Genomic DNA, 26427 nt, shown 5'->3' on the forward strand with positions numbered 1-26427 from the left:
CGCATGAGCATGCAGATCGAGAGCATCGAGATTCGCAACTACCGCGTCTTTCGGGAAGCGGTTCTGGATCGACTTCCACGGCTTTCCGTGCTCGTCGGAGTCAACGGCTCGGGCAAGAGCACGCTCTTCGACGTCTTCTCGTTCCTCAAGGACGCCCTCACCCACAATGTTGCCGTTGCCGTGGGCAAGCGTGGAGGCTTCGCCGAGCTCGTCAGCCGGGGAGAGAAGGGACCGATCTCCGTGGTGATCCGGTTTCGTGAGACCGGAGGGCGATTGGCGACCTACCAGCTCGAAGTCGGGCTTCAGGACGGGCTACCGATCGTCGAGCGGGAGGTTCTCAAGTTTCGCCGGGGGCAGCGCGGCAAGCCGTGGCACTTCGTCGATTTCTCTCGCGGGCGTGGCAGCGCCATCACCAACGAGGCCATGTACGGTCGCCCCGGTGCCAAAGAGGAGCGCAAAGAGCACGTGCTCGACGAACCGACTCTGCTCGCCATCAAGGGACTTGGTCAGTTCAAGGAGTTCCGGGTGGTGGCCGAGTTCCGCAACCTGATCGAGAACTGGCTGATCTCCGACTTTCACATCGCGGAAGCGCGGCCGAGCGCCGAGCAGGGCTACTCGGAGCACCTGTCCACCCGCGGCGACAACGTGGCGCAGGTTGCGCAGTTCCTCTTCGAACATCACCGGGAACGCTTCGACAAGATCCTGGATGCGATGAAGCGCCGCGTGCCAGGAATCGAGAAGGTCGAGGCCAAGCCGACCGAGGATGGTCGCCTAGTCCTTCGCTTCCAGGATGGCTCGTTCAAGGACCCGTTCATCGCACGTTACGTGTCGGACGGTACGATCAAGATGTTCGCCTATCTCGTGCTTCTCCACGACCCCAAGCCGTTCCCGCTACTGGCGGTCGAAGAGCCCGAGAATCAGCTCTACCCGGAGCTCCTCCCGGAGCTTGCCGAAGAGTTCCGCGCCTACGCGGATCGCGGTGGCCAGGTGTTCGTCTCGACGCACTCACCGGACTTCCTGAATGGTCTTGACCTGTCCGAGGTCTACTGGCTCGAGAAGCGGGACGGATTCTCGACGATTCGGCGCGCCTCCGAAAGCGAGACACTGAGAGAGCTCCAGAGGGAAGGAGACCTTCCGGGGGCGCTCTGGAAGCAAGGGCTCTTCGCCGGAGCGTGGGCGCGGTGAGCCGCGTCGTCTTTCTTCTCGAGGAGCCTTCGATGAAGGCCCTCCTCGAAGGGCTGCTGCCTCGCGTGCTCCCGGGCGTCGAGTTTCTCTGCATTCCTCACGAAGGCAAGCGCGACCTGCAGAGGAGTATTCCCCGGAAGCTCCGAGCCTGGCGCGAACCGGGTGTCCGGTTCGTGGTTGTTCAGGACAACGACGGCAGCGACTGTCGCGTACTGAAGGGCCGTCTGCGCGACTTGTGCATTCAGGGGGGACGAAGCGACAGCCTGATTCGCATTCCGTGCCAGGAGCTCGAGGCTTGGTATCTGGGAGACCTGGAGATCTTGGCCGAGGCGTTCTCGGATCGCTCACTCGCCTCTCTCGAGCGAAGAGCGAAGTTTCGCGACCCGGACGTCCTCCAGAACCCGGCGAGAGAGCTGCGAGCACTGGTGCCCGAGTTTCAGAAGATCTCCGCGGCACGCCTCCTGGGAGGGAGGCTGCGGCCGGAAGCGAATCGCTCGAGGAGCTTTCAGGTCTTTCTTTCCGGTGTGCGGCGCCTGGCGGGCGCTCCAGAAGGGTAGGGACGCACGGACGCGAGCGGCTTGCCGCTCGATTCCGAGGAGGAGCGGAGGCCATGGCGATCACGAATCACGAGCGCGTCGGCAGGACCTTGGAGCTTCTGAAGGACGGCCTCCTGCCGTTCGTCGAGCGGGAGCTGAAGGCGCAGCACGCTCAGCAGTGGCTCGAGCACGCCCGGAACGCCGTCGGGCCGACGCAGGAGAAGCTCTTCCAGAGCGAGGCATCGGTCACGTGGGATGCGGCGGCGCTGCTCTCCGTGATGTGGAACGAGTGGAACCTCGTCTTCAAGAAGACCCTTGGCCAGGCCGAGCGGACGCTGGTGTCCGAGCTCCGCGACGTCCGCAACAAGTGGGCGCATCAGGCCACCTTCTCCGGCGACGACACGTACCGGGCCCTCGACTCCGCCTCACGCTTGCTGATCGCGGTCTCCGCATCGCAAGCCGACGAGGTCGAGAAGATGAAGCAGGAGCTCCTGCGTCTGCGCTTCGACGAACAGGTGCGGAGCGAGAAGCGCAAGATCGCCGGGACCGCGATCGAGAGCCAGGTCACCGGGGCACTCAAGCCCTGGCGCGAAGTCGTGAGCCCCCACCGGGATGTGGCGAGCGGTCGCTACCAGCAGGCGGAGTTCGCAGCGGACCTCTGGCAGGTCGCGATCGGCGAGGGGAGCGACGAGTACCGGCACCCCGTCGAGTTCTTTCGCCGCACCTACCTCACCGAGAGCCTGAAGGACCTCCTGGTCGGCGCCGTGCGCCGGCTCGCCGGCGAGATGGGAGATCCCGTCGTGCAGTTGCAGACCAACTTCGGCGGCGGCAAGACGCACTCGATGCTCGCCCTCTACCACCTCTTCTCCGACGCCAATCCTCACGAGCTTCCAGGGATCGAGAAGGTGCTCGCCGAGGCCGGCGTCCCGAAGCTCCCGCAGGTCAAGCGCGTGGTGCTGGTGGGCAACAAGATCTCTCCGGGGAATCCGGCCGTGAAGGCGGACGGAACGATCGTCCGCACCCTCTGGGGCGAGATCGCCTGGCAGCTCGGCGGCCGGCAGGCCTTCGAACGGCTGCGGGCCGACGACGAGAGGGCGACCAGCCCGGGAGACGCCCTGCGCGAGCTCTTCAACGAGCACGGCCCGTGCCTGGTGCTGATCGACGAATGGGTTGCCTACGCGCGGCAGCTCCATCAGCTCGACGATGGAGCCAACCTGCCGGGCGGCGACTTCGAAACCCATTTCAGCTTCGCGCAGGCGCTGACCGAGTCGGCCAAGCTCGCCAAGCACTGCCTCCTCGTCGTCAGCCTCCCGGCTTCCGACAACGTGGGCTCGCCCCACGCGCGCGCCGATGACGTCGAGGTCGGCGGCGAGCGAGGTCGCGCGGCTCTCGACCGGCTGCGCAACGCCATCGGGCGCGTCGAGGCCTCGTGGCGGCCAGCGAGCGCCGAAGAGGGGTTCGAGATCGTCCGCCGACGTCTCTTCGAGCCGATCGTGGAGCGGGAGCAGTTCGTCGCCCGGGACTCGATCGCCCGGGCGTTCTACGACCTGTACCGGACGCAGCACCAGGAGTTCCCGCCCGAGTGCCGGGACGCCGACTACGAGAAGCGGATCAGGGCGGCCTACCCGATCCACCCGGAGGTCTTCGACCGGCTCTACAACGACTGGTCGACGCTGGTGAAGTTCCAGCGCACCCGCGGCGTGCTGCGGCTGATGGCCGCGGTGATCCACAGCCTCTGGGAGAAGGGCGACCGCAATCCGCTGATTCTGCCGTCGAACCTCCCGATCGACGATCGACAGGTCCGCTTCGAGCTCACCCGCTACCTCTCGGACAACTGGCTGCCGGTCATCGAGAACGATGTCGACGGCGAGAGTGCGCTGCCGCTGCGGCTCGACCGGGAGGTCCCGAACCTCGGTCGCTCGTCGGCCTGTCGCCGCGTCGCCCGGACGATCTACCTCGGCTCGGCGCCAACGGCGACGGCCGCCAACCGCGGTCTCGAGGACCGGCGAATCAAGCTCGGCTGCGTGATGCCGGGTGAGACCCCGGCGATCTTCGGGGATGCCCTGCGCCGCCTTTCGACGAGCGCGACCTACCTCTACCAGGACGGCTCCCGCTACTGGTACTCCACCCAGCCCACGGTGACCAAGCTCGCCGAGGACCGCGCCGAGCAGCTGCGGCGCAATCCCGACGCCGTCGCACAGGAGATCGAGAAGCGGCTGCGTGTCGACCTGCGCCGCACGGGAGAATTCGCTCGCGTCCATCCGCTTCCGGCCTCGGGTCAGGACGTGCCGGACGACCTGGACACACGCCTCGTGGTGCTCGGTGTCGACCATCCCTTCAGCAAAGAGCCTGGCAACCGCGCCGAGACGGCGGCCCGGGCGATCCTCGCCGCGCGCGGCAACACGCCGCGGCGGTTCCAGAACACGCTCGTCTTTCTGGCGGTCGACCAGACTCGCTTGCAGGACCTCGACGAAGCGGTGCGCAAGTTCCTCGCATGGGAGTCGATCCTCGCCGAACGAGAGGCGCTGAACCTCGATCCCCACCAGGCCAAGCAGGCGGAGACTCAACGCGGCAACGCCGAGAGCACGGTGATCAGCCGCCTCCCCGAGGCGTACCAGTGGCTCCTCGTCCCGGCCCAGGGCTCGCCGCAAGAAGAGCCGAAGTGGGAGACCTACCGGCTCGCCGGGCAGGAACCGCTCGCGGCCCGCGTCAGCAAGAAGCTCCGCAACGACGAGCTCATGGTGACAACGCTCGCCGGAACCCTGCTGAGAATGCAGCTCGACCGCGTGCCCCTCTGGCGTGGTGCCGACCACGTTTCGGTGCGCCAGCTCGTCGAGGACTTCGCGAGCTACCTCTACCTGCCACGCCTTTCAGGCCCCGAGGTCCTCCGCCGCGCCGTGGCCGATGGCGTGGCGCTGCTGACGTGGGCCCGGGAGACTTTCGCGTACGCGGACTCCTACGACTCGACCGGCGCGCGCTACGCGGGTCTGCGCGCCGGTGAACGGGTGCTCGTCTCGGAGGGCCCGGCCGCCCTGGTCGTGAAGGCCGAGGTCGCCCGGGCACAACTGGATGCGGAACGGGAAGCCACTCGGCCCGCGTCCCTACCGTCGCCGCGGGAGACGGCGGGCGATCCGATCGCTGGAGCCATCGGCGAGGGAGTGACCTCTCCATCACCTCTGTCACGCCCTGCCCCACCCACGCGCTTCCACGGCGGTGTGACCCTCGACCCGGAGCGGGTCGGCCGCGACGCCTCCCGCATCGCGGAAGAGGTCATCGCCCACCTCGTCGGATTGGTAGGAGCCGATGTTCGGGTCACCCTCGAGATCGAAGCCCGGACTGCGGCCGGCGTACCCCACCACATCGTTCGAACGGTCACCGAGAACTGCCGAACTCTGGGATTCGAGAGTCAGGGATTCGAAGAAGACTGATCGGAAAGCAAGAAAAAGGGGCGGAGACGCGCTCCGCCCCGGTCGATCGAGCGACGTCGGGCCGAGCGGCCCGACGCGGTGCGACTACATCGTCTTGAGCATTTCCTCGGCCTCGGCGCAGGTCTTGCCGACGCCGGCGGCCGACTTGGCGAAGGCGGCCTTCTCGTCCTCGGTCAGGTCGAGCTCGATGACCTTCTCGACGCCGTTCTTGCCGACGATCGCCGGCACGCCGACGAAGAGGCCGTTGACGCCGTACTCGCCCTCGAGCTTGACGCAGACCGGCAGGATCTTGCGCTTGTCGAAGATCACCGCCTCGGCCATCTCGAGCGCCGACCAGGCCGGCGAGACGAAGGCCGAGCCGAAGCCGAGCAGGCCGACGACTTCGCCGCCCGCCTTGCGGGTGCGCGCCTCGATCTTCGCCAGGGTGTCGGCGTCGAGGAACTTGGCGACCGGGATGCCGGCGATCTGGCAGGAGCTGCGCACCGGCACCATGTCGTCGCCGTGGCCGCCGAGCACGATGGCGTTGACGTTGTCGACCGAGACGTTGGCCGCCTCGGCGACGAAGCAGCGGTAGCGCGCCGAGTCGAGCACGCCGGCCATGCCGAGGATCTTGTTCTTCGGCAGGCTGAGACGCTTGTCGAGCGTGAAGACGATCGCGTCGAGCGGGTTGGCGATCGACAGGATCATCGCGTCGGGACAGTACTGCTGGATCCCCTTGGCGACCTCGAGGGTGACCTTGAGGTTGATCGCCAGCAGCTCCTCGCGGCTCGGGAAGGTGCCGTCCGGGCGCGCCTTGCGCGGCACCCCGGCGGTGTTGATCACCATCTCCGCGCCGGCGAGCGCCGAGTAGTCCTTCGAGCCGACCAGCTTGACGTCCTTGCCGATGACCGGCAGGCCCTCGGCGATGTCGAGGCACTTGCCGATCGACACCGACTGCTTCTTGACGACCTCCTGGCGATCCGCCGGGTCGGCCGGGTTCGGCATCGGCGCCGGGTCGGTCATGCCGATCTCCCGCGCCAATCCGCGCTGCGCGATCTCCTGCGCCAGCACGCCCCCGATGTAGCCACCTCCGATGAGACCGATCTTCTTCAGCAAGGCGTTTCTCCTTTCTCGGTCAGTGAAATCGCACGTCGCGGTCGCCGGGCGCGCGGCCCGTCGACCTTTCGCCGCGTCACGGCACCGCGACCATCGCCGGTTTGAGACTCGTTTCGACGACCCGGGCGAGCCGACGGATCCCCTCGTCGATCATCTCGGGCGAACAGTACGAGAAGTTCAGGCGCATCGTGCGTTCGCCGCCGCCGCGCGGGAAGAAGCAGGCTCCCGGCACGTAGGCCACCTTGGCGCGCAGCGCCTCGTGGATCAGCTCGCCGGAGTCGAGCCCCGCCGGCAGGGTCACCCAGAGGAAGAGACCGCCCTGCGGCCGCGTCCAGTGGCAACCCGGAGGGAAATGCCGGTCGAGCGAGGCGAGCATCGCGTCGCGCCGCTCGCCGTAGACCTGGCGGATCCGCTTGACGTGACGATCGAGGAAGCCACCGCGCGCCGCCTCGTAGGCGACCATCTGGGTGAAGGTGGCGGTGTGGAGGTCGGCGCCCTGCTTCATCTGAACGAGGCGGCCGATGACCTCGGTCGGCGCGACGACCCAGCCGATGCGCAGCCCCGGGGCGAGCGTCTTCGACAGGGTGCCGAGGTAGATCACGCCGCCGCGGAACGGGTGCGCCGCGGCGTGCGAGCCGTGATACTCCGAGTCGAGCTCGACGAGCGTCGGCAGATGGTCGCCCTCGTAGCGCAGCTGCCCGTAAGGGTCGTCCTCGAGGATCGGCACGCCGTAGCGGCTGGCGAGCTCGACCACGCGGAGACGGCGCTCGCGCGACAGCGTCACGCCGGCCGGGTTGTGGAAGTTCGGCAGGATGTACATGAACTTCGCCCCGCCGCGCAGCTCCTCCTCCATCAGGTCGGTGCGGATGCCGTCGTCGTCCATCGGCACCGGCAGGTAACGCGCCTGGTAGCCGCTCCACGCCTGCAGCGCCCCGAGGTAGGTCGGCTCCTCGGTGAGAATGTGGTCCCCGGAGTTGATCAGGAGCTTGCCGATCAGGTCGAGCGCCTGCTGCGAGCCGGAGGTGATCAGCACGTTGGCCGGCTGGACCTGGATGCCGTAGCGCTCCATGTGCCGCACCAGCATCTCGCGCAGCGGCAGGTAGCCCTCGGTGGTCGAATACTGCAGGGCGGCCTTGCCCTGCTCGGCGAGCACGCGGTCGCAGGCGGCGTCGATCTCTTCGAGCGGGAAGACGTCGGGCGCCGGCAGCCCGCCGGCAAAGGAAATGACCTCCGGGTCAGCCGTGAGCTTGAGCAGCTCGCGAATGGCCGAGCTGGTCATCCCCTCGGTGCGCATCGCGAAGCGATCCGACCACGGGGTATCGACGAGCTGGGTCATAGCAGGTTCCTCTTGCGGGCCGCCGCGCGCAACTCGTCGCGGAAGTCCGGGTGGGAGATGCCGATGAGCGCCTCGGCCCGTTCGCGCAGGCTCTTGCCGAAGAGGTAGGCCACGCCGAACTCGGTGACGACGTAGTGCACGTCGGCCCGGCTGGTCACCACTCCGGCGCCCGGTGCCAGCGTGTCGACGATGCGCGACAGCTTGCCGTCCTTGGCCGTTGCCGGCAGGGCGATGACCGGCTTGCCGCCCTTGGCCCGTGCGGCGCCGCGGATGAAGTCGACCTGGCCGCCGAACCCCGAGTAGATGCGCGTGCCGATCGAGTCCGAGTTCACCTGCCCGGTCAGGTCGACCGAGATCGCCGAGTTGATCGCCACGATCCGCTCGTTCTGCGAGACGATGAACGGGTCGTTGACGTAGTCGCTCGGGTGGAACTCGACGAACGGGTTGTTGTCGAGGAAGGCGAAGGTCTTCCGGGTGCCGAGCACGAACGAGGAGATGATCTTGCCGCGGTGGAGCGTCTTCGCCTCGCCGGTGATGACGCCGCTCTCGAACAGCTCGACCAGGCCGTCGGAGAACATCTCGGTGTGCACGCCGAGGTTGCGCTTCTGCTTGAGGAAGAGGAGCACGGCGTCGGGGATCTCGCCGATGCCCATCTGCAGGGTCGCGCCGTCCTCGATCAGCTCGGCGATGTGCGCGCCGATCGCCTTGGCGGTCTCGCCGACCTCCTCGGCCATCGCCAGCTCGACCGGCGGGCGGTCGATCTCGACGACGTGGGTGAGCTTCGAGACGTGGATGAACGAGTCGCCGAGCGAGCGCGGCATCTGCGGGTTGACCAGCGCCAGGACGATCTTCGCGCGCTCGGCCGCCGCCTTGGTGCACTCGACGCCGACCCCGTAGGAGCAGAAGCCGTGCTCGTCGGGCGGCGAAACATGGATCAGCGCCACGTCGACCGGCTGCAGGCCGGAGTAGATCAGTCGCGGGATCTCGGAGAGGAAGACCGGCACCCAGTCGGCGCGGCCGTCGTTGACGGCCTGGCGGACGTTGCCGCCGGTGAAGAGCGCCCGGTGGCGGAACGACTTGGCGTACTTCGGCTCGGTGTAGTCGGCGGCGCCGAAGGTGAGCAGATGGGCCACCTCGACGCCTTCGAGCTCGTCGGCCCGCGCCGTCATCGCGCGGATGAGCTCCTCGGGGTTGTTGCAGCCGGCATGCACCCAGAGGCGATCGTGCGACTTGATCGCCTTGACCGCCTCCTCGGCGGTGGTGACCTTCCGGCGGTAGGTTTCACTCCACTGCATGGGTCAGACCTCTCCTTCCGCGGGCACGTCGAGCGGCTCGCAGGGCAGGCCGAGCAGTCGCCCGAGCGACTCGCGCACGCAGCGACCGCGATAGAGATAAACGCCGCGCTTGAGCTCGGGAATGGAGGCAAACGCCGCGTCCGCTCCCTGGGCGGCGATCGCCTCGAGGAACGGCAGTTGGGCGTTGGTGAGGGCGAGCGTCGCCGAACGGGCTGCCGCCGAGGGCAGGTTCGGAACGCAGAAGTGCAAGATGCCGTCGACCAGGTAGGCCGGGTCGGGGAAGTTGGTCGGGCGCGAGGTCTCGAAGCAGCCGCCCATGTCGATGGAGAGGTCCATCACCACCGAGCGGGGCTTCATCCGCGCGAGCATGTCGCGACGCACCAGGATCGGCGCCCGCTGGCCGTGCACCGCGACCGCGCCGAGCACGAGGTCGGCGAATCCCAGCGCCTTCTCGATGTTGGGCTGAGTCGAGAGCATCGTCGTGGCCCCGGCACCGAGCTCGCGGCCGGCCTCGCGCAACATCTCGACCGAACGGTCGAGCAGCGTGACCTGGGCGCCCATGCCGAGCGCCCCGCGCGCGGCCGTGCGGCCGAGCACTCCGGCACCCAGCACGACGAAGTGCGCCGGCGGCACGCCGGGCGCACCGCCGAGCAGGATCCCCTTGCCGCCGAACTCGCTGAGCAGGAGCCCCGCACCGATGATCGGCGCGAGCCCGCCCGCGATCTCCGACATGGCGGTGAGCACGGGTGCCTGCCCCTTGTCGTCCTCGATCGCTTCGAGACCGACGGCGGTGATGCCGCGGTCCTGGAGGATCTTGACGTCGCCGGGGCGAACGGTGGGAAGGGCCCAGAACGCGAACGCGGTCTGGCCTGGTTGGAAGAGCTCGAACTCGGCGGGCTCGGGAGCGTAAACGGAAGCGACGATCTCGGCGCGGAGGAACGCCTCCATCCGCCCGAAGACGACAGTCGCCCCGGCCGACTGGTAGTCGGCGTCGGGGTATCCCGCGCCGGCCCCGGCCCCGGTCTCGACCCAGACGCGGTGACCCTGCTGCACCAGCGCGCGCACCCCGGAGGGGGTCAACGCGACGCGGCGCTCGCGAGCCCGCGACTCCTTCGGAATGCCGATCTGCACGTTGAATGTCCTTTCTGGAACGGGAGGAAACCCGTCCTGAACGATGGTAACCCGCCCTCTTCCGCCGCCTGCCGTCCGTTTGGGTAGCGGCTGCCCCGCCGCCCCAGACGGCCAGGTCCGGCCGCCTGCTATCGTCCGGCCGATGAGCGCCCCCGCCTCCCCTCGCCCCAGGGGCCCCGCCTACCGCCTGCGCACCGAGCGGCTACTCCTCCGCTGCTGGGAGCCGGCGGATGCTCCGCGCGCCCAGGAGGCGGTCGACGAGAGTCTCGACCAGCTGCGCCCCTTCCTCCCCTGGGCGGCCGAGGAGCCGATGTCGCTCGACGACAAGGCGGCGCTGCTGCGCCGTTTCCGGGGCGAGTTCGACCTCGGCCAGGCGTTCCACTACGGGGTCTTCGACCCGCTCGACGGCTCGGTGCTGGGCGGCGCCGGCCTGCACGTCCGCGACGACGGGCGCTCGCGCGAGGTCGGCTACTGGATCCGCAGCTCGGCGGTCGGCCGGGGGTTCGCGACCGAAGCCGCCGGCGCCCTGGTCCAGGTCGCCTTCGTGGTCGATCAGGTGGGATGGGTGACGCTCCACGCGGTGGCGGAGAACGTCGCCAGCCTGCGCGTCGCCGAGAAGCTCGCCTTCCGCCGCGAAGGGGTGCTGCGCCAGCGCACGCCGTTCGGCCCCGGCGATCCCCGCGACCTCGTCCTCTATGCGCTGCTGGCCGACGAGTACCCGGCCTCCTTCGCCGCGAGCCGGGTCGTCGAGGCCCGCGACGCCCTCGGACGCCGGTTGCTCTGACGTCTCGAAGGGCCGGGGCCGCGACCGCCCATCCACGAAGCGGTGGGCACCGAGTGTCAGGTCGAAGTGGCTGGCACCACGACCTCGAGCGCCGCGGGCAGGACCGCGAAGGTCGTGCCGGGCGGCTCGAGGTAACCCGGGTTGCCGTCCCAATGGAACGGCAGGCGCTCGTCGCAGCGCAGCTCGAGCCGGCGGAAGCTCACTTCGCGGGTGAACGGCCGGGTGCCGAGGGTCCCGCGCATCGCATGGGACAGCGCGGCGAGGCGACTCGACACGCCGGTTTCCATCACCAGCGTGGCGTCGAGGCGCCCGTCGTCGGGCATCGCCTCGGGGCAGAGCCGGAAGCCTCCGCCGGTGGTCGGCCCGTTGTGGATCGCCAGAATGGTCATCGGACCGGCGTACCGGAAGTCGCCGTCGACGAGCTCGATCTGCGGACAGCGGTAGTTGAACAGCGTCCCGGTGGCGGCCACCAGGTAGGCGCCGATCCCGCGGACCAGCTTCACGGATTGGGCATTCACGTTGATCGATCCGAGCAGCCCCACGCCGATCGCGTTGAGCACGACGCGCGATCCCACCTTCATGAGATCGACGCGACGCCGCTCGCCGCCGAGGAGCACGCGCACCGCGTCGTCGAATCGCAGGGGCAGACCGAGGGTGCGCGCCGCGTCGTTGCCGGTACCGAGCGGCAGGATGGCGAGCACGCCACGCCCGCTGCCGTGAAGCCCCTGAAGAACCTCGCAGATCGTGCCGTCGCCGCCGGCCGCCACCACGACGTCGGCCCCGGCAGCGACCGCCTCGGCCGCCAGGTCCGAGGCGTGCCCGGGCGCCCGCGTCAGCGAGAACGGCACGTCGACACCGAGGGCGCCGAGCCGGGCGCGCAGTCGCGGCCACTCGCGCCCGAGCCGCCCACCGGCGGCCGCCGGATTGACGACGAGATGAACGCTTCCGAGCCGGCTCACCCGCATCCCGACCTCAATAGGGGTTCTCGCCGAACTGGAGCTCGATGCCGAACCCGACGAGTGCGCTCCCCTGGCGGCGATCTTCGCGCTCGAAGCGCGGCCAGGTGTAGCCACCCGAGACGTTGGCGAAGAGCCAGGGCCGGCCGAACGGCATCCGGAAGACACCCTGGACACCGTACTCACGCAGCGGCACCTCGGCGGCGGTCTCGCCGCGCACGAAGGTCTGGTAGACGATCGCCCGGCTGTGGCTCAGGTTCTGGTAGAGGAGCAGCGCGCTGCGCCAGCGCGTGCCTTCCGTGCCCTCGGAGAGCGTGGCGACGTTGGTGAAACGCAACAGGCGCGTGGGTGAGACGACGTGATCGATATCGAGGCTCGTCGTGCCACCGAAGCCGTCCTTGCGGTTCTCCCAGAAGATCGTCTCGCGCAACCGCACGACGGACTTCTGGCCGAAGAAGAAGTTGCGCAGATAGCGACCCTGGACGTAGACCTCGGAGGCGGTCTTCAGCCGGACTCCGACGCGGAAATCGAGCCGCTTCGCCCAGTTCCCCGGCGGCGAATAGCCGAGCCCGCCGAGCCACTCGAGCCGATCCTCCTGGCTGAAGAGCACGGAGCGGATGGAGAGCCCTTCGTAGCGGTCTTCGATCGCTTCGCGGTCGTCCACCCGCCCAAGGAAGAAGTTGACCCGGTGCTCGAGGTTCGGCAGGTCGTACTTCAAGCGCAGGCGCATTTTGAAGTCGGCGCCCTCGGCCTGGGTGTAGAGACCCGAGCCCTCGAGATTGCCGGAGACCGCGCGGGCATTCTTCACGTCCGGTTTGCCGCCGAAGAGGCCGTCGAGCCAGAGGTTGGCACCACAGACCGTCTCCTGGAGTCGGCGCCGCGCCTCGTCGACCACCGCGTCGGAATCCGACCGGACGCGGCAGAGATCGCGCAACGACGGCTTGGCGGGTGGAGTCGCCGACGCTCCGGCCGCGGGCTCGGGCGAAGCGACGGACGAGGCGACGCGAGCGTCTGGCGCGCCGGGGGGAGAGGCCGGCACCTCTTGGGCGTGATCCTTCTCGGCAAGGGCCGGCGTCGCGGCTGGGCGAACCCGTCGGGCGGCACAACCGACCGCGACGACCGCCAGTGCCGCGACCAACAGGACGCGGAACGATCTTTTCGGCATCGGCCTGCATGCTACTGCGCATCGCCGCAGCCGCCAACGGCCTCCCTCCCCCAGGTGCCAGCCACCTCTCCGGGGGACCCTCTCCACCCGATGGTGCCAGCCTCCTTGCGGACTCCATCCGTCGGGAAAGGTGCCACCCGATTTGCCAGGGGCTACGGCACCGGCGAGAATCTCCCCTCCCGAGACCCCCCGGTCGTCCCAGACGGAGCCCCGCCATGCCCGAGCCCTCCTCGATCGCCGCCACCGGCGAGCCCATTGCCTCCGTCTCCGCGGAGGGAGTCCTCGCCGACTACCGCCTCGGCCAGCTCTCGCGACAGGCGAGCTACCTCGGCCGGCGCGAGGTGCTGACCGGCAAGGCCAAGTTCGGCATCTTCGGTGACGGCAAGGAGGTCGCCCAGCTGGCCATGGCCCGCGCCTTCCGTGCCGGCGACTTCCGCGCCGGCTACTACCGCGACCAGACCTTCATGATGGCGATCGGCGCGCTGACCCTCGAGCAGTTCTTCGCCCAGCTCTACGCCGACGCCGATCCCGGACGTGAGCCGGCCTCGTCCGGCCGTCAGATGAACGCCCACTTCGCCACCCGGCTCCTCGACGAGCGGGGCGAGTGGCTCGATCAGACGACACGCGTCAATTCCTCGTCGGACATCTCGCCCACCGCGGCGCAGATGCCGCGACTCGTCGGGCTGGGCTACGCCTCTCGCCTCTATCGCCACCAACCCGGGCTCGCAGGTGCCAGCCACTTCTCGCGGGGCGGCGGCGAGATCGCCTTCGGCACGATCGGCGATGCCTCCTGCGCCGAAGGGCTCTTCTGGGAGGCGGTCAACGCGATGGCCGTCGTGCAGGCCGCCGTCCTCCTGTCGATCTGGAACAACGGCTACGGCATCTCCGTCCCGATCGAGTTCCAGCTCGCCAAGGGAAGCCTCGACGACGTGCTGCGCGGCTTTCGCCGCGAAGAGGGGGTCACCAACGGCATCGATCTGTACACCGCCCGCGGCTGGGACTATCCCGAGCTCTGCGCGACCTACCAGGAGGCAGCAGCGGTGGTACGGCGCGACCAGGCGCCGGCGATCGTCCACGTCACCGAGCTCACCCAGCCCCAGGGTCACTCGACCTCCGGCTCGCACGAACGTTACAAGAGCAAGGAGCGCCTCGCCTGGGAGAAGGAGTTCGACTGCCTGCGCAAGATGCGCGGCTGGATCGTCGAGCAGGGGATCGCGTCGCCGGAAGCGCTCGACCGACTGGACGAAGAGGCCACCGCCGAAGTGCGCGCTGCCAAGGACCGAGCCTGGGAGGCCTTCCAGGCTCCCCTTCGCCGCGAGCGGGGCGAGCTCGTCGTCCTGGCCGGAGCGCTCGTCGCCGAGCTACCCGCCGCCTCGGTCGCGGGTCGCGACATCACCGAAATCGCTTCGCAGCTCGAGCGACGCGAGCCCGCGCTGCGCCGCGACGCCATGGCGGCGGCGCACGAGATCCTCGTGGCGACCCGCAGCGAGCGGACCCCCGCGCGCTCCCGGCTGGTGACCTGGCGCGACGCCCGGCGGGCCGAGAACGAGGAGCGCTACAGCTCCCACCTCTACTCACGCTCGCCCGCCTCGCCCCTCGACATCGTCGCGGTGCCACCCACCTACTCCGCGGACGCGCCGCTGGTCAACGGCTTCGAGGTCCTCAACGCCGCCTTCGACGCGGCGATGGCACGCGACCCGCGGATCCTCGCCTTCGGCGAGGACGTCGGAGCGCTCGGCGACGTCAATCAGGGGTTCGTCGGCCTGCAACTGAAGTACGGGACGGCGCGCGTCTCGGACACCGGAATTCGCGAAGCGACGATCATGGGGCAAGCGATCGGCCTGGCGCTGCGCGGCCTGCGTCCGGTGGCGGAGATCCAGTATCTCGACTACCTGCTCTACGCGCTGCAGATCCTCTCCGACGACCTCTCGAGCCTGCACTACCGCACTCGCGGCACGCAGAAGGCACCGGTGATCGTACGCACGCGCGGCCACCGACTGGAGGGCATCTGGCACTCCGGCTCGCCGATGGGCGGAGTGCTCAACCTGCTGCGCGGCATGTGGATCTGCGTGCCCCGCAACATGACGCAGGCCGCCGGCTTCTACAACACGTTGCTCGCCGGCGACGACCCCGCGCTGGTGGTCGAGGTCCTCAACGCCTACCGGCAGAAGGAACGCCTGCCCGCCAACCCCGGCGAGATGCGCCTCCCGCTTGGCGTGCCCGAGGTGCTGCGCGAAGGAAACGACGCCACGCTGGTGACCTACGGCGCCTGCTGCCGCGTCGCGCTCGAAGCCGCCGAGCTGCTCGCCCGTGCCGGCGCCGAGATCGAAGTCATCGACGTGCAGACGCTGCTTCCTTTCGACCTGCCCGACGTGGTCGCCCGCTCCCTCGCTCGCACGCACCGCCTGGTGGTGCTCGACGAAGACGTACCGGGAGGCGCCACCGCCTACCTGCTGCAACAGATCCTCGAACGCCAGGGGGGCTTCTGGCAGCTCGACGCCGCACCGCGCACCATCACCGCCAAGGCGCACCGCCCACCTTACGGCTCGGACGGCGACTACTTCGCCAAGCCGAATCGCGAGACGGTGTTCGACACGGTGTGGGAGCTGTTGCACGAGTGCGCACCGGATCGTTTTCGAGCGCTCGACTGAGCGGAAGCGGGATTCGGCCAGTCCCTTTTCGCGCCGTCGCAGGTCGGAGTGAAACTTTCGCCCCCGTTCTTCGTCTGTCTCCGTTCTGAGTACGTTCTTCTCGACGGAGGCATCCACAAGATGTTCACACTGCGTTTCCGGACGCTCGTTCGCGTCCTCAGCTTCGCCGCCACGCTGGCGGTACCGTTCGCCAACCCCGCCACCGCCGCCTCGTGCAACGCGGTGGTCGGAGTCTGGCCCCTCGGCCCTTCCTACCGCGTCGCCTTCGACGGCAACGTGGTGCTGCTCGCCCGTGGGCGCGAGCTTTCCATCTTCGGGACGGCGAATCCGAACACGACGCCGCCATTGCTCGGACGCGTGATCCTGCCGGGCCAACCGAAATCGATCGCCATCTCGGCGGTGACGCCTGGCCTCGCGGCCGTGGCGCTCGATGGTGAAGGCGTGGCCCTCGTCTCCTACACCAACCCCGCTGCTTCGGTAGTGACGCAGCATTTCGCCGTCGGCGGCAAGGCTCTCGCGGTCGCCTTTGGACCGACCGGAGACTCGCTCGGCAACATGAACGAGCGGCTCTTCGTCGCGCGTGGCAATCTCGGCCTGCAGATCGTCGAGCACGACAACCCCTCCGGGCCTGTGCTCCGCGGCAGCTTCGTGCACACGACCCCGAACACCAGCAACTCACAGGACGTCGTGGTGGCGGCGATCGACACCGGCAGCGGTTGGATCTATCGCGCCTACATCGCCGAAGGAGGCTTCGGGGTCAGCGTGCTGAACGTCGCCAACCCCGACGCACCGAGCTTCCTGGTCGGCTCGCCGCTCATCGGTTCGGCCGCGGCGCTCTCGCTGCTCTACCACCACGACGGGACGCTCGGTGGCAACCAGGCACGGCGGCTGTTCGTCGGCGCTGGCAGCGCCGGCCTGCGCGCCTTCTCGATCGACCTGAACGGACACCTCGCCGACCAGCAGACGTTCACCTGGTCAGGACCCGGCGAGAACTTCTACGTCGAGGATCTGGCGCGCGACGGCTTCCGGCTCTTCGCCGCCTCGAGCTACGGCGGGCTGCGCGTCGTCGACATCCACAACACGGCGGCGATGTTCGAGCTCGCGCGCTCCGGCAGCACGCCGGGCCGCGTGCACGGCGTCGCCGCCGGCCCAACCGGCCATGCGTGGGTCGCCGCCGAGCAAGCCGGCATGATCGTCTATCAGTTCCTCGCCGGCCCGCCGGCGACGCTCCCAGCGCGGGCGAGCTTCGGGACGACCGGCTCGACGGAGGATGTCGCCGGCAACGACCGCTACGCCTTCCTCGCCGACTCCAACTACGGCCTGGTGGTCGTCGATCTGCTGGCACCGGGTGGGCCGGCGCTCGCCGCGCCGCTCGGCTCGTTCTTCTATACCGGTACCTCGGTCGCGCTCGCGGGCAACCTCGCCGTGGTCGGCGACTCCTTCGGCAACGTGCGCATCGTCGACATCTCGACTCCCACGGCCCCGATCGAGCTCGGCGTCGTCAACGTCGTCAGCGCACCGATCAAGGCCATCGCCGTCGCCGGCACCCATGCCTACGTGGCGACCTCGTCCGGCAGCCTCCTTGCCGTCGTCGACTTCTCCACCCCGGCCGCCCCGGTGGTGCAGGACACCGTGCCGCTCGGCTTCTGGGCGAGCGGAGTGGCTCTCCTCGGGACCCACGCGTACGTGACCCTGGAGGGCACGACCGACCTCGCCGTCATCGACGTGAGCGACCCGAACAACCTCGTCCTGCTCCCGAACGCACCGCTCGGTACCTCGTCCGACATCGCGGTGTCGGGTGGCGTCGGCCTGCTCGTGCGCGCCCCGCAGCTCGTCACGCTGGGGCTCTCGACTCCCGCGACGCCGGCCGAAATCGGGAGCGTGACCCTGCCGGGCAACCTGGTCGCCCCCGCCGTCGTCGGCGGCTCCGGCTACGCGCACGTCGCGACGCTCATCTTCGACACGACCATGATGGGCTATCTCGGCCGGACCTATTCCGTGGACGTGCGAACGCCCTCCGCACCGATCGCCTACACCTCGCTCAGCGTGCCGGGTGCCAAGAACATCGCCGTCGCCGGCGATCGTCTGCTCACCGCCAACGCCGAGATGGGAGCCGCCGTGCTCACCAACTGCGTGGTTCTCCTGCGCGACGGCTTCGAGGACGGGGCGAGCCTTCCCGGACGATGGAGCGCGAAGATCGGGAGCTGAACGAACCGGCCGGTCGGCGACGCTTCGCCCTCCGGCTGCGCCCGGTGTCCCTGTACCAGGGCTCTTTCCGTCGACGCGGACGCCCAGCAGCTCGACCGGAAGGGCCCCCGCCTCCCACTCCAGCCCGAAGCGCGTCGCCGCGTCGCCCGAGAGCTCGGGGTTCGCCGCCACCGCGCCGCTCGCGGTGTTGATCGAATCGATCTTCCAGTTCCCGCCCGCGGGTTGGCCGCTGAAGAAGGTGCGATTGCCCGCGGGATCGCGTCTGTCGCTTCCGGAGGTCGTCGAGACGAAGACGTACCGGGAGGCGCCACCGCCTACCTGCTGCAACAGATCCTCGAACGCCAGGGGGGCTTCTGGCAGCTCGACGCCGCACCGCGCACCATCACCGCCAAGGCGCGCCGTCCACCTTGCGGCTCGGACGGCGACGATTTCGCCGAGCCGAATCGCGAGACGGTATTCGACGCGGTGTGGGAGCGGCTCCACGAAGTCGACCCACGTCACTCCCCGACTCTCGACGAGCAGGGGCCGCCGTTCTTCGCTCGGAGTGCCGGAGCCTCAGCCGGGCGCCTTGCCGGAGCGACCCCGGGCGAGATCCAGAAGCCAGAGGTTCCCGGGCAGGTGCCGGCTGTGCAGCACCTCACGCAATGAGGCTGCCGATCGCCGCTACTCTTCGCCCTCAAAACTCAGGAGAAGATAGCCATGACCCGGTCGGTCCCGACCCTGCTCGTCCTCTGTTTCGCGGCCCTGATGGCTGCCGAGGTTCCTGCCTCCGCCCAGCCCACCTCGTGCAACGCCGAGGTGAAGGTCTGGCCGCTCGGCCCCTCCTATGCCGTGGCGCTCGACGGCACCCGCGCGCTGCTCGGTCGCGGGCGTGAGCTCACCGTGGTGAGCATCGCCGCACCGAACACGCAGCCGCTGCCGATCCTCGGCAGGGTGACGCTTCCGGGTCAGGTGCGAGCCATCGCCCTCTCGCCCACCGTGCCCGGCCTCGCGGCCGTGGCGATGGACACCGAAGGCGTCGCCCTCGTCGACGTCTCGACGCCATCGGCTCCGGTCATGACCCGTCACTTCGCGGTCGGCGGGCGCGCCTACGGACTCGCCTTCGGTCCGACCGACGGGGGTTTCCTTCTTCCGCCGATCGAGATGCTCTTCGTCGCCCGCCTGAACCTGGGGATCCAGATCGTCGAGTACGACAATCCGTCCGGAGCGGTCCTGCGCGGCAGCTTCACGCACACCTCGCCGTCGCAGAGCAACTCGGCCGACGTCGTCGTCGACCGCTTCGAGCTGGGCGCGGGGTTCTACGGCTATCGCGCCTTCGTGGCCGACCAGAACGCCGGTGTCACGGTGCTCAACGTGGCGAATCCCGACTTTCCGACGCTGATCGGCGGACCCATTGCGCTGAGCGGCTCGGCCGCCGCAAGGAGTCTTCTGCTGCACCGCGACGGGACCCTGCCGATCGGTCAGACCGACCGGCTGTTCGTCGCCGCCGGCAGCGCCGGCCTTCGTGCCTTCAGCATCGTGGGAGCTCAGCTCGCGACGCAGTACGCGCTGACCCTCCCGAACGCGCCCTACGACGTCGAAGACCTCGCGCGCGACGGCCTGCGGCTCGTCGCGGCGGCGAGCTACGGCGGCGCGCGGGTGATCGACATCTCCGATCTCGCCAACCTGACCCAGCTCGCGACCACCGGCAGCACCGCCGGGCGCGTGCACGGCGCCGCCGCCGGACCGGCGAACCTCTTCCTCGCCGCCGAGCAGGCGGGGTTGCTCTCCTACCAGATCGTCGCCGGGCCGCCGATGTCGCTCACCGTGCGCGCCTCCGTGCTCACCGCTGGCACCGCCTACGACGCCGCAGCCAACGACCGCTACGCCTTCGTCACCGACTTCTCCTTCGGGTTGAACGTCGTCGACCTGCTCGCGCCCGGCGGGCCGACGCAGGTCTCGCCGCCGTTCAGCTTCGGGTTCTCGGGCTTCTCGGTCGCGCTTTCGGGGACGCTCGCCCTGGTCGGGGACTTCAACGGAAACCTCCACGTGCTCGACGTCTCCACGCCCAGCGCTCCGGCGGAGCTCGGCGTGGTCAACGTCACCACCGTGCCGGGCGGCTACCTCGGCTCCATCGCGGTGTCCGGGACGCACGCCTTCGTGACCGCGCTCAACGCCCAGCTCTTCGCCTCCGTCGACTTCTCGAATCCGGCGACACCCGTGGTCCAGGATACCGTTCCGCTCGGCGCCTCGCCCCGGGGCGTCGTCGTCAACGGCAACCTTGCCTACATCGCGCTCGACGGAAGCTCGCAGTTGGCGGTCGTCGACGTCGCGGATCCGGCCAACCTCGTTCTGCAGAGCGCGGCGCCGCTCAGCTCCGCGGCAAGCGATATCGCGCTCGGCGGCGGGATCGGGCTCCTCTCCCGCGGCAATCAGCTCACCACGCTCGGCCTCTCCTCCCCCGCCGTGCCGGTCGAGCTCGGCAGCACGTTGCTCACGGGGACCGGGGTCAACTCGCTCGAGGTCGCCGCGGCACCGGGATTCGCCCACCTCGTGGGCTCGAGCATCGACCTGGCGATCGGCACGGTGGTCGGACAGGCGTTTGCCGTCGATGTGCGCACGCCAGCCGCGCCGGTCGCCGTCGGCGCGATTCGCTCGCCCACCGTGCGCTCCATCGCACCTGCCGGAGACCGTCTGATCACCGCCAACCTCGACCTCGGCGTCACGCTGATCTCGAACTGCTCGATCGTCCTGCGCGACGGCTTCGAGGACGGCGCCGGTCTCCCCGGCCGCTGGAGCGCGAAAGCCGGGAGCTGAGCGTCTCTCCGTCAGTCGACGCGGACGCCCAGCAGCTCGACCGGAAGAGCCCCCGCGTCCCACTCCAGACCGAAGAGCGTCGTCGAGTCGCCGCTGAGATCCGGGTTCGTCGCGACCGCGCCGTTCGTCGTGTTGATCGCGTAGATCTTCCAGTTCCCCCCCGAAGGCTGACCGGTGAAGTAGTAGCGATTGCCCGCGGGATCGAGCGTGTCGTTCCCGGAGGTCGTCAGCAGGCTCATGCCGGCGATCGGCGCGCCGAGCAGGGTCACTGCGCCGGTCGCGGGGTTGATCGTCGCCAGTTGACGGTCGAAGCTCCCGCCGACGCTCGCCAACGCGTAGAGCACCGCCTCGCCCGGATCGTACTCGAGGCCCTGGATGCCGTTGATCGTCGCCCCCGAGAGCACCGGACTGGTCACCACACCCGTCGCGGTGTCGACGGTGTAGATCCGCTCCGTCCCGCCAGGCGATCCGACGAAGAAATAGCGATTGCCAGCGGCGTCGAGGTCGTCGCCACCGGAGACCGACGGCAGGCTTCCGCCGGCAATCGGGGAGAAGAGCAGGGTCACCGCGCCGGTCGCGATGTCGACGGTGGCGAGTTGGCGGTCTCCGCTGGCGACGCTGGCGAGAGCGTAGAGCACCCCCTCGCCGTCGTCGTACTGGATGCCGTCGAGGCTCGTCGATCCACCGGAGAGGGTCGGCGAGCCGAGCACGGCGCCAGTCCCCGGATGGATGCGAAAGAGCTTCCAGGTCGAGCCAGCGTCGGTCGAGCCGACGAAGAAGAAGCGATTCCCCGTCGGGTCGAGCGCGTTGACCCCGCTCGACGTGGAGAGGGAAGAACCGCCGTTGATCGGGCTCCCCGGCAGGCTCACCGCTCCGGAGGCCGGGCTCACCGCCCCGACTTCGCGGTCGCCGGTGGGCACCAGAGCGAGCGTGGCCACGGATTGCGCGTTGGCCAGGCACGGAAGCGCGGACAGGGCGAGAAAGAGACGGACGACGAGATCGCTCCGCATCGGCTCCTCCTCTCGAGGTGTGCTGCCGTCCAAGGTACCACGGAAGGCGACAAAGGGATCTCGCGCCCTTCGGCTCGCCGACGGCCCACCTTGCCCGCGCTCCCCGCGCGCCTCGGCGAGCTGCGCGACGAAGCTCGTCACGCTGCCGTAGCCGAACGAGACGAGCGCGTGCCCGGGAACGTGACGCAGGCCGCCGGCGTCAACTGCCGGCACCCGACGCCACGACCCGCCGTGAGGCTCGTTCCCCTCGAGCTCGGCCGGATTTCCGCCGCCCGTAGAGGGACGGCATCACGGGCTGGATTGCGCAGGCACCTCGAGGCTTTCGGGAACTCAGACGGGAGTCATTCTCACGTCCCGAAGGTCTCGATCGCTCTCGATCCCGGGAGTCTCCTGTGCCGTTGCCCTGCTGTTGGCGTCGCCGCCCGCGTTCGCTCAGCCCACCTCGTGCAACGCCGAAGTGCGCGTCTGGCCGCTCGGGCCCTCCTACACCGCAGCCCTCGATGGCACCGTCGCTCTGTTCGGCCGCGGACGAGAGCTCGCGCTGGCCGACGTCAGCGACCCGCTGGTCACGCCCCCGATCGTCGGCAAGGTCACTCTGCCCGGACAGGTCGTCGCCATCGCCCTCTCGCCGACAGTGGCGGGCCTCGCGGCGGTGTCGATGGGAATCGAAGAAGTCGCTCTGGTCGACGACTCCTCGCCGTCTCGGCCGGTGATGACCCGCCACGTCGCGGTCGGCGGCCGCGCCGTGGGCCTCGCCTTCGGCCCGACCGACGGGGGCTTTCTGCAACCTCCAATCGAGCGGCTCTTCGTCACGCGCCGGAACCGTGGGGTCCAGATCGTCGAGTACGACCACCCGAGCGGTCCCATACCGCGCGGCAGCTCTGTCCACGGCACGCCCTACCGGAGCAACTCGACGGAGGTCGTGGTCGATCGCTTCGACCTCGGAGGCGGCGCCTACGCCGATCGCGCCTTCGTCGCCGATCAAACGACCGGTCTGTCCGTGCTCGACGTGCCAACGCCGATGCTCCGCTGCTTTCCTCCGGTCCGTTCGTCCTCACCGGCTCGCTCGCCATCGTCGGCGACTCGTTCGGCAACGTCCACGTGATCGACGTCTCCAATCCCGCCTCGCCCACCGAATCGGGGGTGGTCAACATCGTGTCCGGCGTGGGCATCGAGTCGATCGCTTTGGCAGGTACACACGCCGACGCCTCCACCGGGCCGGCACAACAGGCCGCGATGATCGACGTCACCAATCCTTCCGCACCGACGGTTCCAGACAGCGTGGCGCTCGGCTTCTTCGCCGGGGAGGTGGCGCTCTCGGGACCGCACGCCTACGTCATCCTCAACAGTGCCACGCACGTGGCGGTGATCGACATTGCTGGCGCGACGAACCTCGTTCTCGTCAACCTGGTCTCGATCGGAACCGCGTACGCTGTCGACCTCGCAATTCGCGACGGGGTAGGCCTGTTTGCTCGCGGCGGCTCGTGCGTGACCGTCGGATCCGCCAACCCCGCGACCCCCAACGAGCTCGGCAGCATCGCCGCCACGGGAACCGCCCCATATCTCGCCTCGGCGGCCTCCGCACCCGGCGTCGCCCATGCGGTCGGCACGGTGTTCGACGCGGCCCTGGGCACTTTCGTCGACCGCGCATTCGCCGTGGACGCTTGGACGCCAGCCGCTCCTGTCGCCGCGGGAGCAATCCCCGCGCCGATGGCCAGCGCGATGGCGCCTGCCGGGGACCGTCTGATCACCGCCAATCTGGACCTCGGGGCTGCCATCCTCTCCAGCTGCACGCTCGTCCTGCGCGATGGCTTCGAGGACGGCGTCGCGCTTCCGGGGCGACGGTCGGCTCGAGTGAGCCAGTCGCTGGACGGCCGAATCGACGGCTTCAGCCGTAGCTTTCCTGGTGGATTCGCGCCTTCGGCACGCCGAGCGCGTCGAGCGCCGCGAGCGCCGACTCGAGGAAGCGCGGCTTGGGCTCCTCGCCACGAGAGCGCGCCGCTTCTCGCTCCCACTTCGAAACCGCCGGCCCACAGGCGAAGACCTCGACCGCGCTCGGGTCCGGGACGAGCTCGCGCAAGGTCTCCAGCCTCAGTCTGCCTGGACGGACGTCTCGCCCCAACCGCTCCGGCCCGCTCTCGCGCGATAGCAGGTGAACGACGCGCAGGCGCTCCGGGAACTGTTGCTCGAGCTCGGCAAGCTGACGGCGGAAGATCACGTCCGCCCAGCTCTTGTTGCCGTAGACGAGCGTGTGCCGGAGACGCATGCCGGTGGCGAGCGCTTGCTTCAGGATGCTGAAGTTCGGTACCACTCCCGAACCGGCGCACAGGTGCAGGAGATGATCGGTGCGCGATTCGATGTCCGCCGGCAGGACGTAGGGCCCGCCGAAACCGGTCACCTGCATCCGCGTGCCGCGACCGGTTCGCCACACCAGCAACGGCGAGAGAAGCGGCGGGTACTTGGTGACACCCGGCAGGTACCGCTCTTCCTTGACGGTGATCGCGAGCATCTTCTCGTGCGGAGCCGACGAAAGCGAATAGGCCCGCGCCGGTTCACGTCGACCTTTGCACTCTTCGAAGTAGCGCGTGAAACGCTCGAGCGCCTCGAACTGCTGCGGCCGAATGGTGAGGAAATGCCCGGGCTGGTAGTCGAGCCGATCGTTGCCGGTGAAGAGCACCAACGTCGTGGTGTCGCTCGCCTCGACGACAACGTCGGCCACCATGACTTCCAGATCCTTGATCTTGGTTCGCGCTGTTGGCGTCCCGGCCTGCGTCTGTGCGTCCATCGGCTCCATCCGCTTCCTCCTCGAGAGGTTTGGCGGAGGCTACCTACCTCGCCGGCTTCGCGATGTGGGGCCCGCGACAAGCGCTCGGCGCAGCGGCGGCCTCAGGAGGAGAAGCGCCGTTCGCTCCAGAGGAAGAACGGCCAGGCCGAAGCAGCCACCGCCGCGGCGATGGCAAAGGCGCCGCCGAACCCGAGACGTGCGGCGAGCGGTCCGAGCAACACCGAGCCCGAGCCGATGCCGACGTCGAAGGCCGCCAGCATCGCCCCGAAGGCGGCGCCACGACGATCCGCGCCGACTCGTCGCAGGACCTGCGCCGAGAAGGCCGGATAGAAGGTGGAGAAGCCACCGCCGAAGAGCACGGCGGCGATCGTCAGCGTGAGCCAGCCCTCGGCGAAGGGCAGAACCCCGAGCCCGGAGGCGACCAGCACGATGCACACCGGCACCGCCTGGCGCGCGCCGAAACGATCGAGCGAGGAGCCGAGGAGCGGGCGACAGACGAGCATCGTGCCGGCGAAGACGGTGAAGAAGATCCCGCGCGGAGTGATCCCGCGCGCCTCGGCGAGCTGCGCGACGAAGCTCGTCACGCCGCCGTAGCCGAAGGAGACGAGCAGGAGCGTGCCGGAGAAGGCGAGCGTCCTCCACTCCACCGTCCGCCACGAGAACAGGGCGGCGATCTCGGAGAGCTTCGCCGCCGGCGGCCTCCCGCTCTCGGGCAGCCGCAGCGCGAGCAGCGCGACCGCGAGGTAGAAGGCCACGATCGAGGCGCAGAGCCAGCCCCAGCCGAAGCCGGCGAGAGCGAATCCGAGCGTCGGCGCCGAGGCGATGGCGAAGGTCGAAGCGAGGCCATGGTAGGCGATTCCCTCGGCGCGCCGCTCGATCGGCACGAGGTCGCTGACGTAGGCCGAGGCCGCCGTCAGCACGCTCGACCAGGCAATCCCGTGCGGCAGGGCGAGGAGCACGAGAAACTCCCAGCGCGGCACCACCGCGTAGAGAGCCCCGAGGACCGCGAGCACGAGCCCCGCCGCCGCCAGGACGCGCCGCCGCCCCAGGCGATCGGCGAGCGCGCCGGTCCACGGCGCCGAGAGCGCCGAGCCGTAGGTGAGCAGACCGAGGAAGAGACCGCTGGTCGCCGTCGAGCCGCCGAGCGCGCGAATGCGAAACGGTGCCGCCGGAAAGAGCTGGAACGAAGCCGCTGCCGCCGCGAAGGAGACGGCGCAGATGGCGAGGAAACGCGGCGTGAACAGCGGGTGACGAGAGGCAAGCACGGTCGCGGGCCGGGGAGGAGACTGTACCAGAGAGGGCTGCTACCCTAGATGCATGTTCGACAACATCCTCGTACCGGTCGATTTCGCACCGAAGAACCACGGCGCTCTCGCCGTCGCTCGCGAGCTCGCGGGAGGGGGGCAGGTCACCCTCCTGCACGTCATCGAACGGATCGACGGTGACCTTCGCGACGACGATCCCGCCCGCATGCACACCCCTCGCGCGGTCGACGGAGAGGTCGACGAGGAGCTCGACCGTTTCTACGAGCGCCTGGAGGAACGGGCGCGCGAGCGGATGGAGACCATGCTCGCCGAGCTCGGCGACCGCCGCGTCGCGACCCGTATCGTCTACGGACGTCGCGCCCACACCATCGTCGAGACGGCCGCCGAGCTCGACTGCGACCTGATCGTGATGAGCTCGCACCGCGTCTCTACCGCGCAGCCGGGCGCGGACTGGATCAGCATCAGCCACAAGGTGGCGATTCTCGCGGGCTGCCCGATCCTGCTGGTGAAGTAGACGGGACGTGCGAAAAGGAGGGGCGGCACCGGGATTGTCGGGATCCCGGTGCCGCGGAGGGAGGGTCGCCGTTCGGACCCACCGGAGCAGGCTCGGTCGGCTGCGACAACGCTAGTGCGCTCGCGCCCGCCGAAAAATGACACGACTCGCACCCCCGCTGTGATCTCCTCCGCATGGTGTCAGCCACCTCGTCAGCGCCGTCGAGTGGATGAGTCCTTGGTGCCAGGCACTTCTCCGGGAACGGGGCCACTCCGGGTCGCACGGACGCCCGCTCATCCTCGCGGGCT

Annotated in this window: 19 protein-coding genes; 10 read left to right on the plus strand and 9 right to left on the minus strand. The window is 69.2% G+C overall.

Annotated elements, in window-relative coordinates:
- The first annotated feature begins 9 nt into the window (after nt 1-9).
- The 3 genes from IPJ17_18300 to IPJ17_18310 are packed head-to-tail and all read left to right on the plus strand — an operon-like array spanning nt 10 to nt 5149.
- The gene (locus tag IPJ17_18300; GenBank protein ID QQR76219.1) at nt 10-1185 is read left to right on the plus strand and encodes an AAA family ATPase; all 1176 of its coding nucleotides are present in this window, start codon (nt 10-12) and stop codon (nt 1183-1185) included.
- A 32-nt stretch (nt 1186-1217) separates the two neighbouring features.
- On the plus strand, nt 1218-1742 hold the full coding sequence (locus IPJ17_18305; GenBank protein QQR73411.1) for a DUF4276 family protein: 525 nt from the start codon (nt 1218-1220) through the stop codon (nt 1740-1742).
- A gap of 53 nt (nt 1743-1795) precedes the next feature.
- The gene (locus IPJ17_18310) at nt 1796-5149 is read left to right on the plus strand and encodes a DUF499 domain-containing protein (GenBank protein QQR73412.1); all 3354 of its coding nucleotides are present in this window, start codon (nt 1796-1798) and stop codon (nt 5147-5149) included.
- An 84-nt stretch (nt 5150-5233) separates the two neighbouring features.
- On the opposite strand, the gene IPJ17_18315 is transcribed toward IPJ17_18310, so the two are convergent.
- From IPJ17_18315 to IPJ17_18330, 4 genes are all read right to left on the minus strand, one after another.
- The gene (locus IPJ17_18315; protein ID QQR73413.1) at nt 5234-6244 is read right to left on the minus strand and encodes a malate dehydrogenase; all 1011 of its coding nucleotides are present in this window, start codon (nt 6242-6244) and stop codon (nt 5234-5236) included.
- Nucleotides 6245-6320: 76 nt separating this feature from the next.
- A complete protein-coding gene (locus IPJ17_18320; protein QQR73414.1) occupies nt 6321-7580 on the minus strand; it encodes a PLP-dependent aminotransferase family protein in 1260 nt (419 codons plus the stop codon).
- Nucleotides 7577-8875 carry an acetyl-CoA hydrolase/transferase family protein gene (locus tag IPJ17_18325; GenBank protein QQR73415.1) on the minus strand — a complete coding sequence of 433 codons (1299 nt, stop codon included), beginning with the start codon at nt 8873-8875 and terminating at the stop codon, nt 7577-7579. Before IPJ17_18325 ends, IPJ17_18320 begins: the two co-directional genes overlap by 4 nt.
- Before the next feature lie 3 nt (nt 8876-8878).
- Nucleotides 8879-10006 carry an alanine dehydrogenase gene (locus IPJ17_18330; protein QQR73416.1) on the minus strand — a complete coding sequence of 376 codons (1128 nt, stop codon included), beginning with the start codon at nt 10004-10006 and terminating at the stop codon, nt 8879-8881.
- Between the two features lie 142 nt (nt 10007-10148).
- Between IPJ17_18330 and IPJ17_18335 the strand changes: the two genes are divergently transcribed.
- A complete protein-coding gene (locus tag IPJ17_18335; GenBank protein ID QQR73417.1) occupies nt 10149-10790 on the plus strand; it encodes a GNAT family N-acetyltransferase in 642 nt (213 codons plus the stop codon).
- Nucleotides 10791-10846: 56 nt separating this feature from the next.
- Here the strand turns inward: IPJ17_18335 and IPJ17_18340 are convergent, their stop codons facing one another.
- Both IPJ17_18340 and IPJ17_18345 read right to left on the minus strand, forming a co-directional pair.
- Entirely contained in the window at nt 10847-11749 is a 903-nt protein-coding gene (locus IPJ17_18340; protein ID QQR73418.1) for a YegS/Rv2252/BmrU family lipid kinase, read from the minus strand.
- A 13-nt stretch (nt 11750-11762) separates the two neighbouring features.
- Nucleotides 11763-12911, minus strand: coding sequence for a hypothetical protein (locus IPJ17_18345; GenBank protein QQR73419.1), 1149 nt, complete (start codon nt 12909-12911; stop codon nt 11763-11765).
- 215 nt (nt 12912-13126) lie between these two features.
- Between IPJ17_18345 and IPJ17_18350 the strand changes: the two genes are divergently transcribed.
- From IPJ17_18350 to IPJ17_18365, 4 genes are all read left to right on the plus strand, one after another.
- Complete coding sequence (locus IPJ17_18350; GenBank protein QQR73420.1) at nt 13127-15562, plus strand: transketolase; 2436 nt, start codon at nt 13127-13129, stop codon at nt 15560-15562.
- Between the two features lie 48 nt (nt 15563-15610).
- Nucleotides 15611-17770 carry a hypothetical protein gene (locus IPJ17_18355; GenBank protein QQR73421.1) on the plus strand — a complete coding sequence of 720 codons (2160 nt, stop codon included), beginning with the start codon at nt 15611-15613 and terminating at the stop codon, nt 17768-17770.
- A 222-nt stretch (nt 17771-17992) separates the two neighbouring features.
- Nucleotides 17993-18418 (plus strand): hypothetical protein, encoded by a 426-nt coding sequence (locus IPJ17_18360; protein QQR73422.1) that lies wholly within the window; start codon nt 17993-17995, stop codon nt 18416-18418.
- A gap of 51 nt (nt 18419-18469) precedes the next feature.
- Nucleotides 18470-20566 (plus strand): hypothetical protein, encoded by a 2097-nt coding sequence (locus IPJ17_18365; protein ID QQR73423.1) that lies wholly within the window; start codon nt 18470-18472, stop codon nt 20564-20566.
- An 11-nt stretch (nt 20567-20577) separates the two neighbouring features.
- On the opposite strand, the gene IPJ17_18370 is transcribed toward IPJ17_18365, so the two are convergent.
- On the minus strand, nt 20578-21576 hold the full coding sequence (locus IPJ17_18370; GenBank protein ID QQR73424.1) for a hypothetical protein: 999 nt from the start codon (nt 21574-21576) through the stop codon (nt 20578-20580).
- 409 nt (nt 21577-21985) lie between these two features.
- On the opposite strand from IPJ17_18370, the gene IPJ17_18375 reads away from it, so the two are divergent.
- Complete coding sequence (locus IPJ17_18375) at nt 21986-22681, plus strand: hypothetical protein (protein QQR73425.1); 696 nt, start codon at nt 21986-21988, stop codon at nt 22679-22681.
- A gap of 783 nt (nt 22682-23464) precedes the next feature.
- Here the strand turns inward: IPJ17_18375 and IPJ17_18380 are convergent.
- Both IPJ17_18380 and IPJ17_18385 read right to left on the minus strand, forming a co-directional pair.
- Nucleotides 23465-24361 (minus strand): oxidoreductase, encoded by an 897-nt coding sequence (locus IPJ17_18380; GenBank protein ID QQR73426.1) that lies wholly within the window; start codon nt 24359-24361, stop codon nt 23465-23467.
- Nucleotides 24362-24462: 101 nt separating this feature from the next.
- Complete coding sequence (locus tag IPJ17_18385) at nt 24463-25626, minus strand: MFS transporter (GenBank protein QQR73427.1); 1164 nt, start codon at nt 25624-25626, stop codon at nt 24463-24465.
- A gap of 52 nt (nt 25627-25678) precedes the next feature.
- On the opposite strand from IPJ17_18385, the gene IPJ17_18390 reads away from it, so the two are divergent.
- Complete coding sequence (locus IPJ17_18390; GenBank protein QQR73428.1) at nt 25679-26140, plus strand: universal stress protein; 462 nt, start codon at nt 25679-25681, stop codon at nt 26138-26140.
- The last annotated feature ends 287 nt before the right edge of the window (nt 26141-26427 follow it).

It is taken from the genome of Holophagales bacterium (assembly GCA_016699405.1).
Taxonomy (GTDB): Bacteria; Acidobacteriota; Thermoanaerobaculia; order Multivoradales; family JAGPDF01; genus JAAYLR01.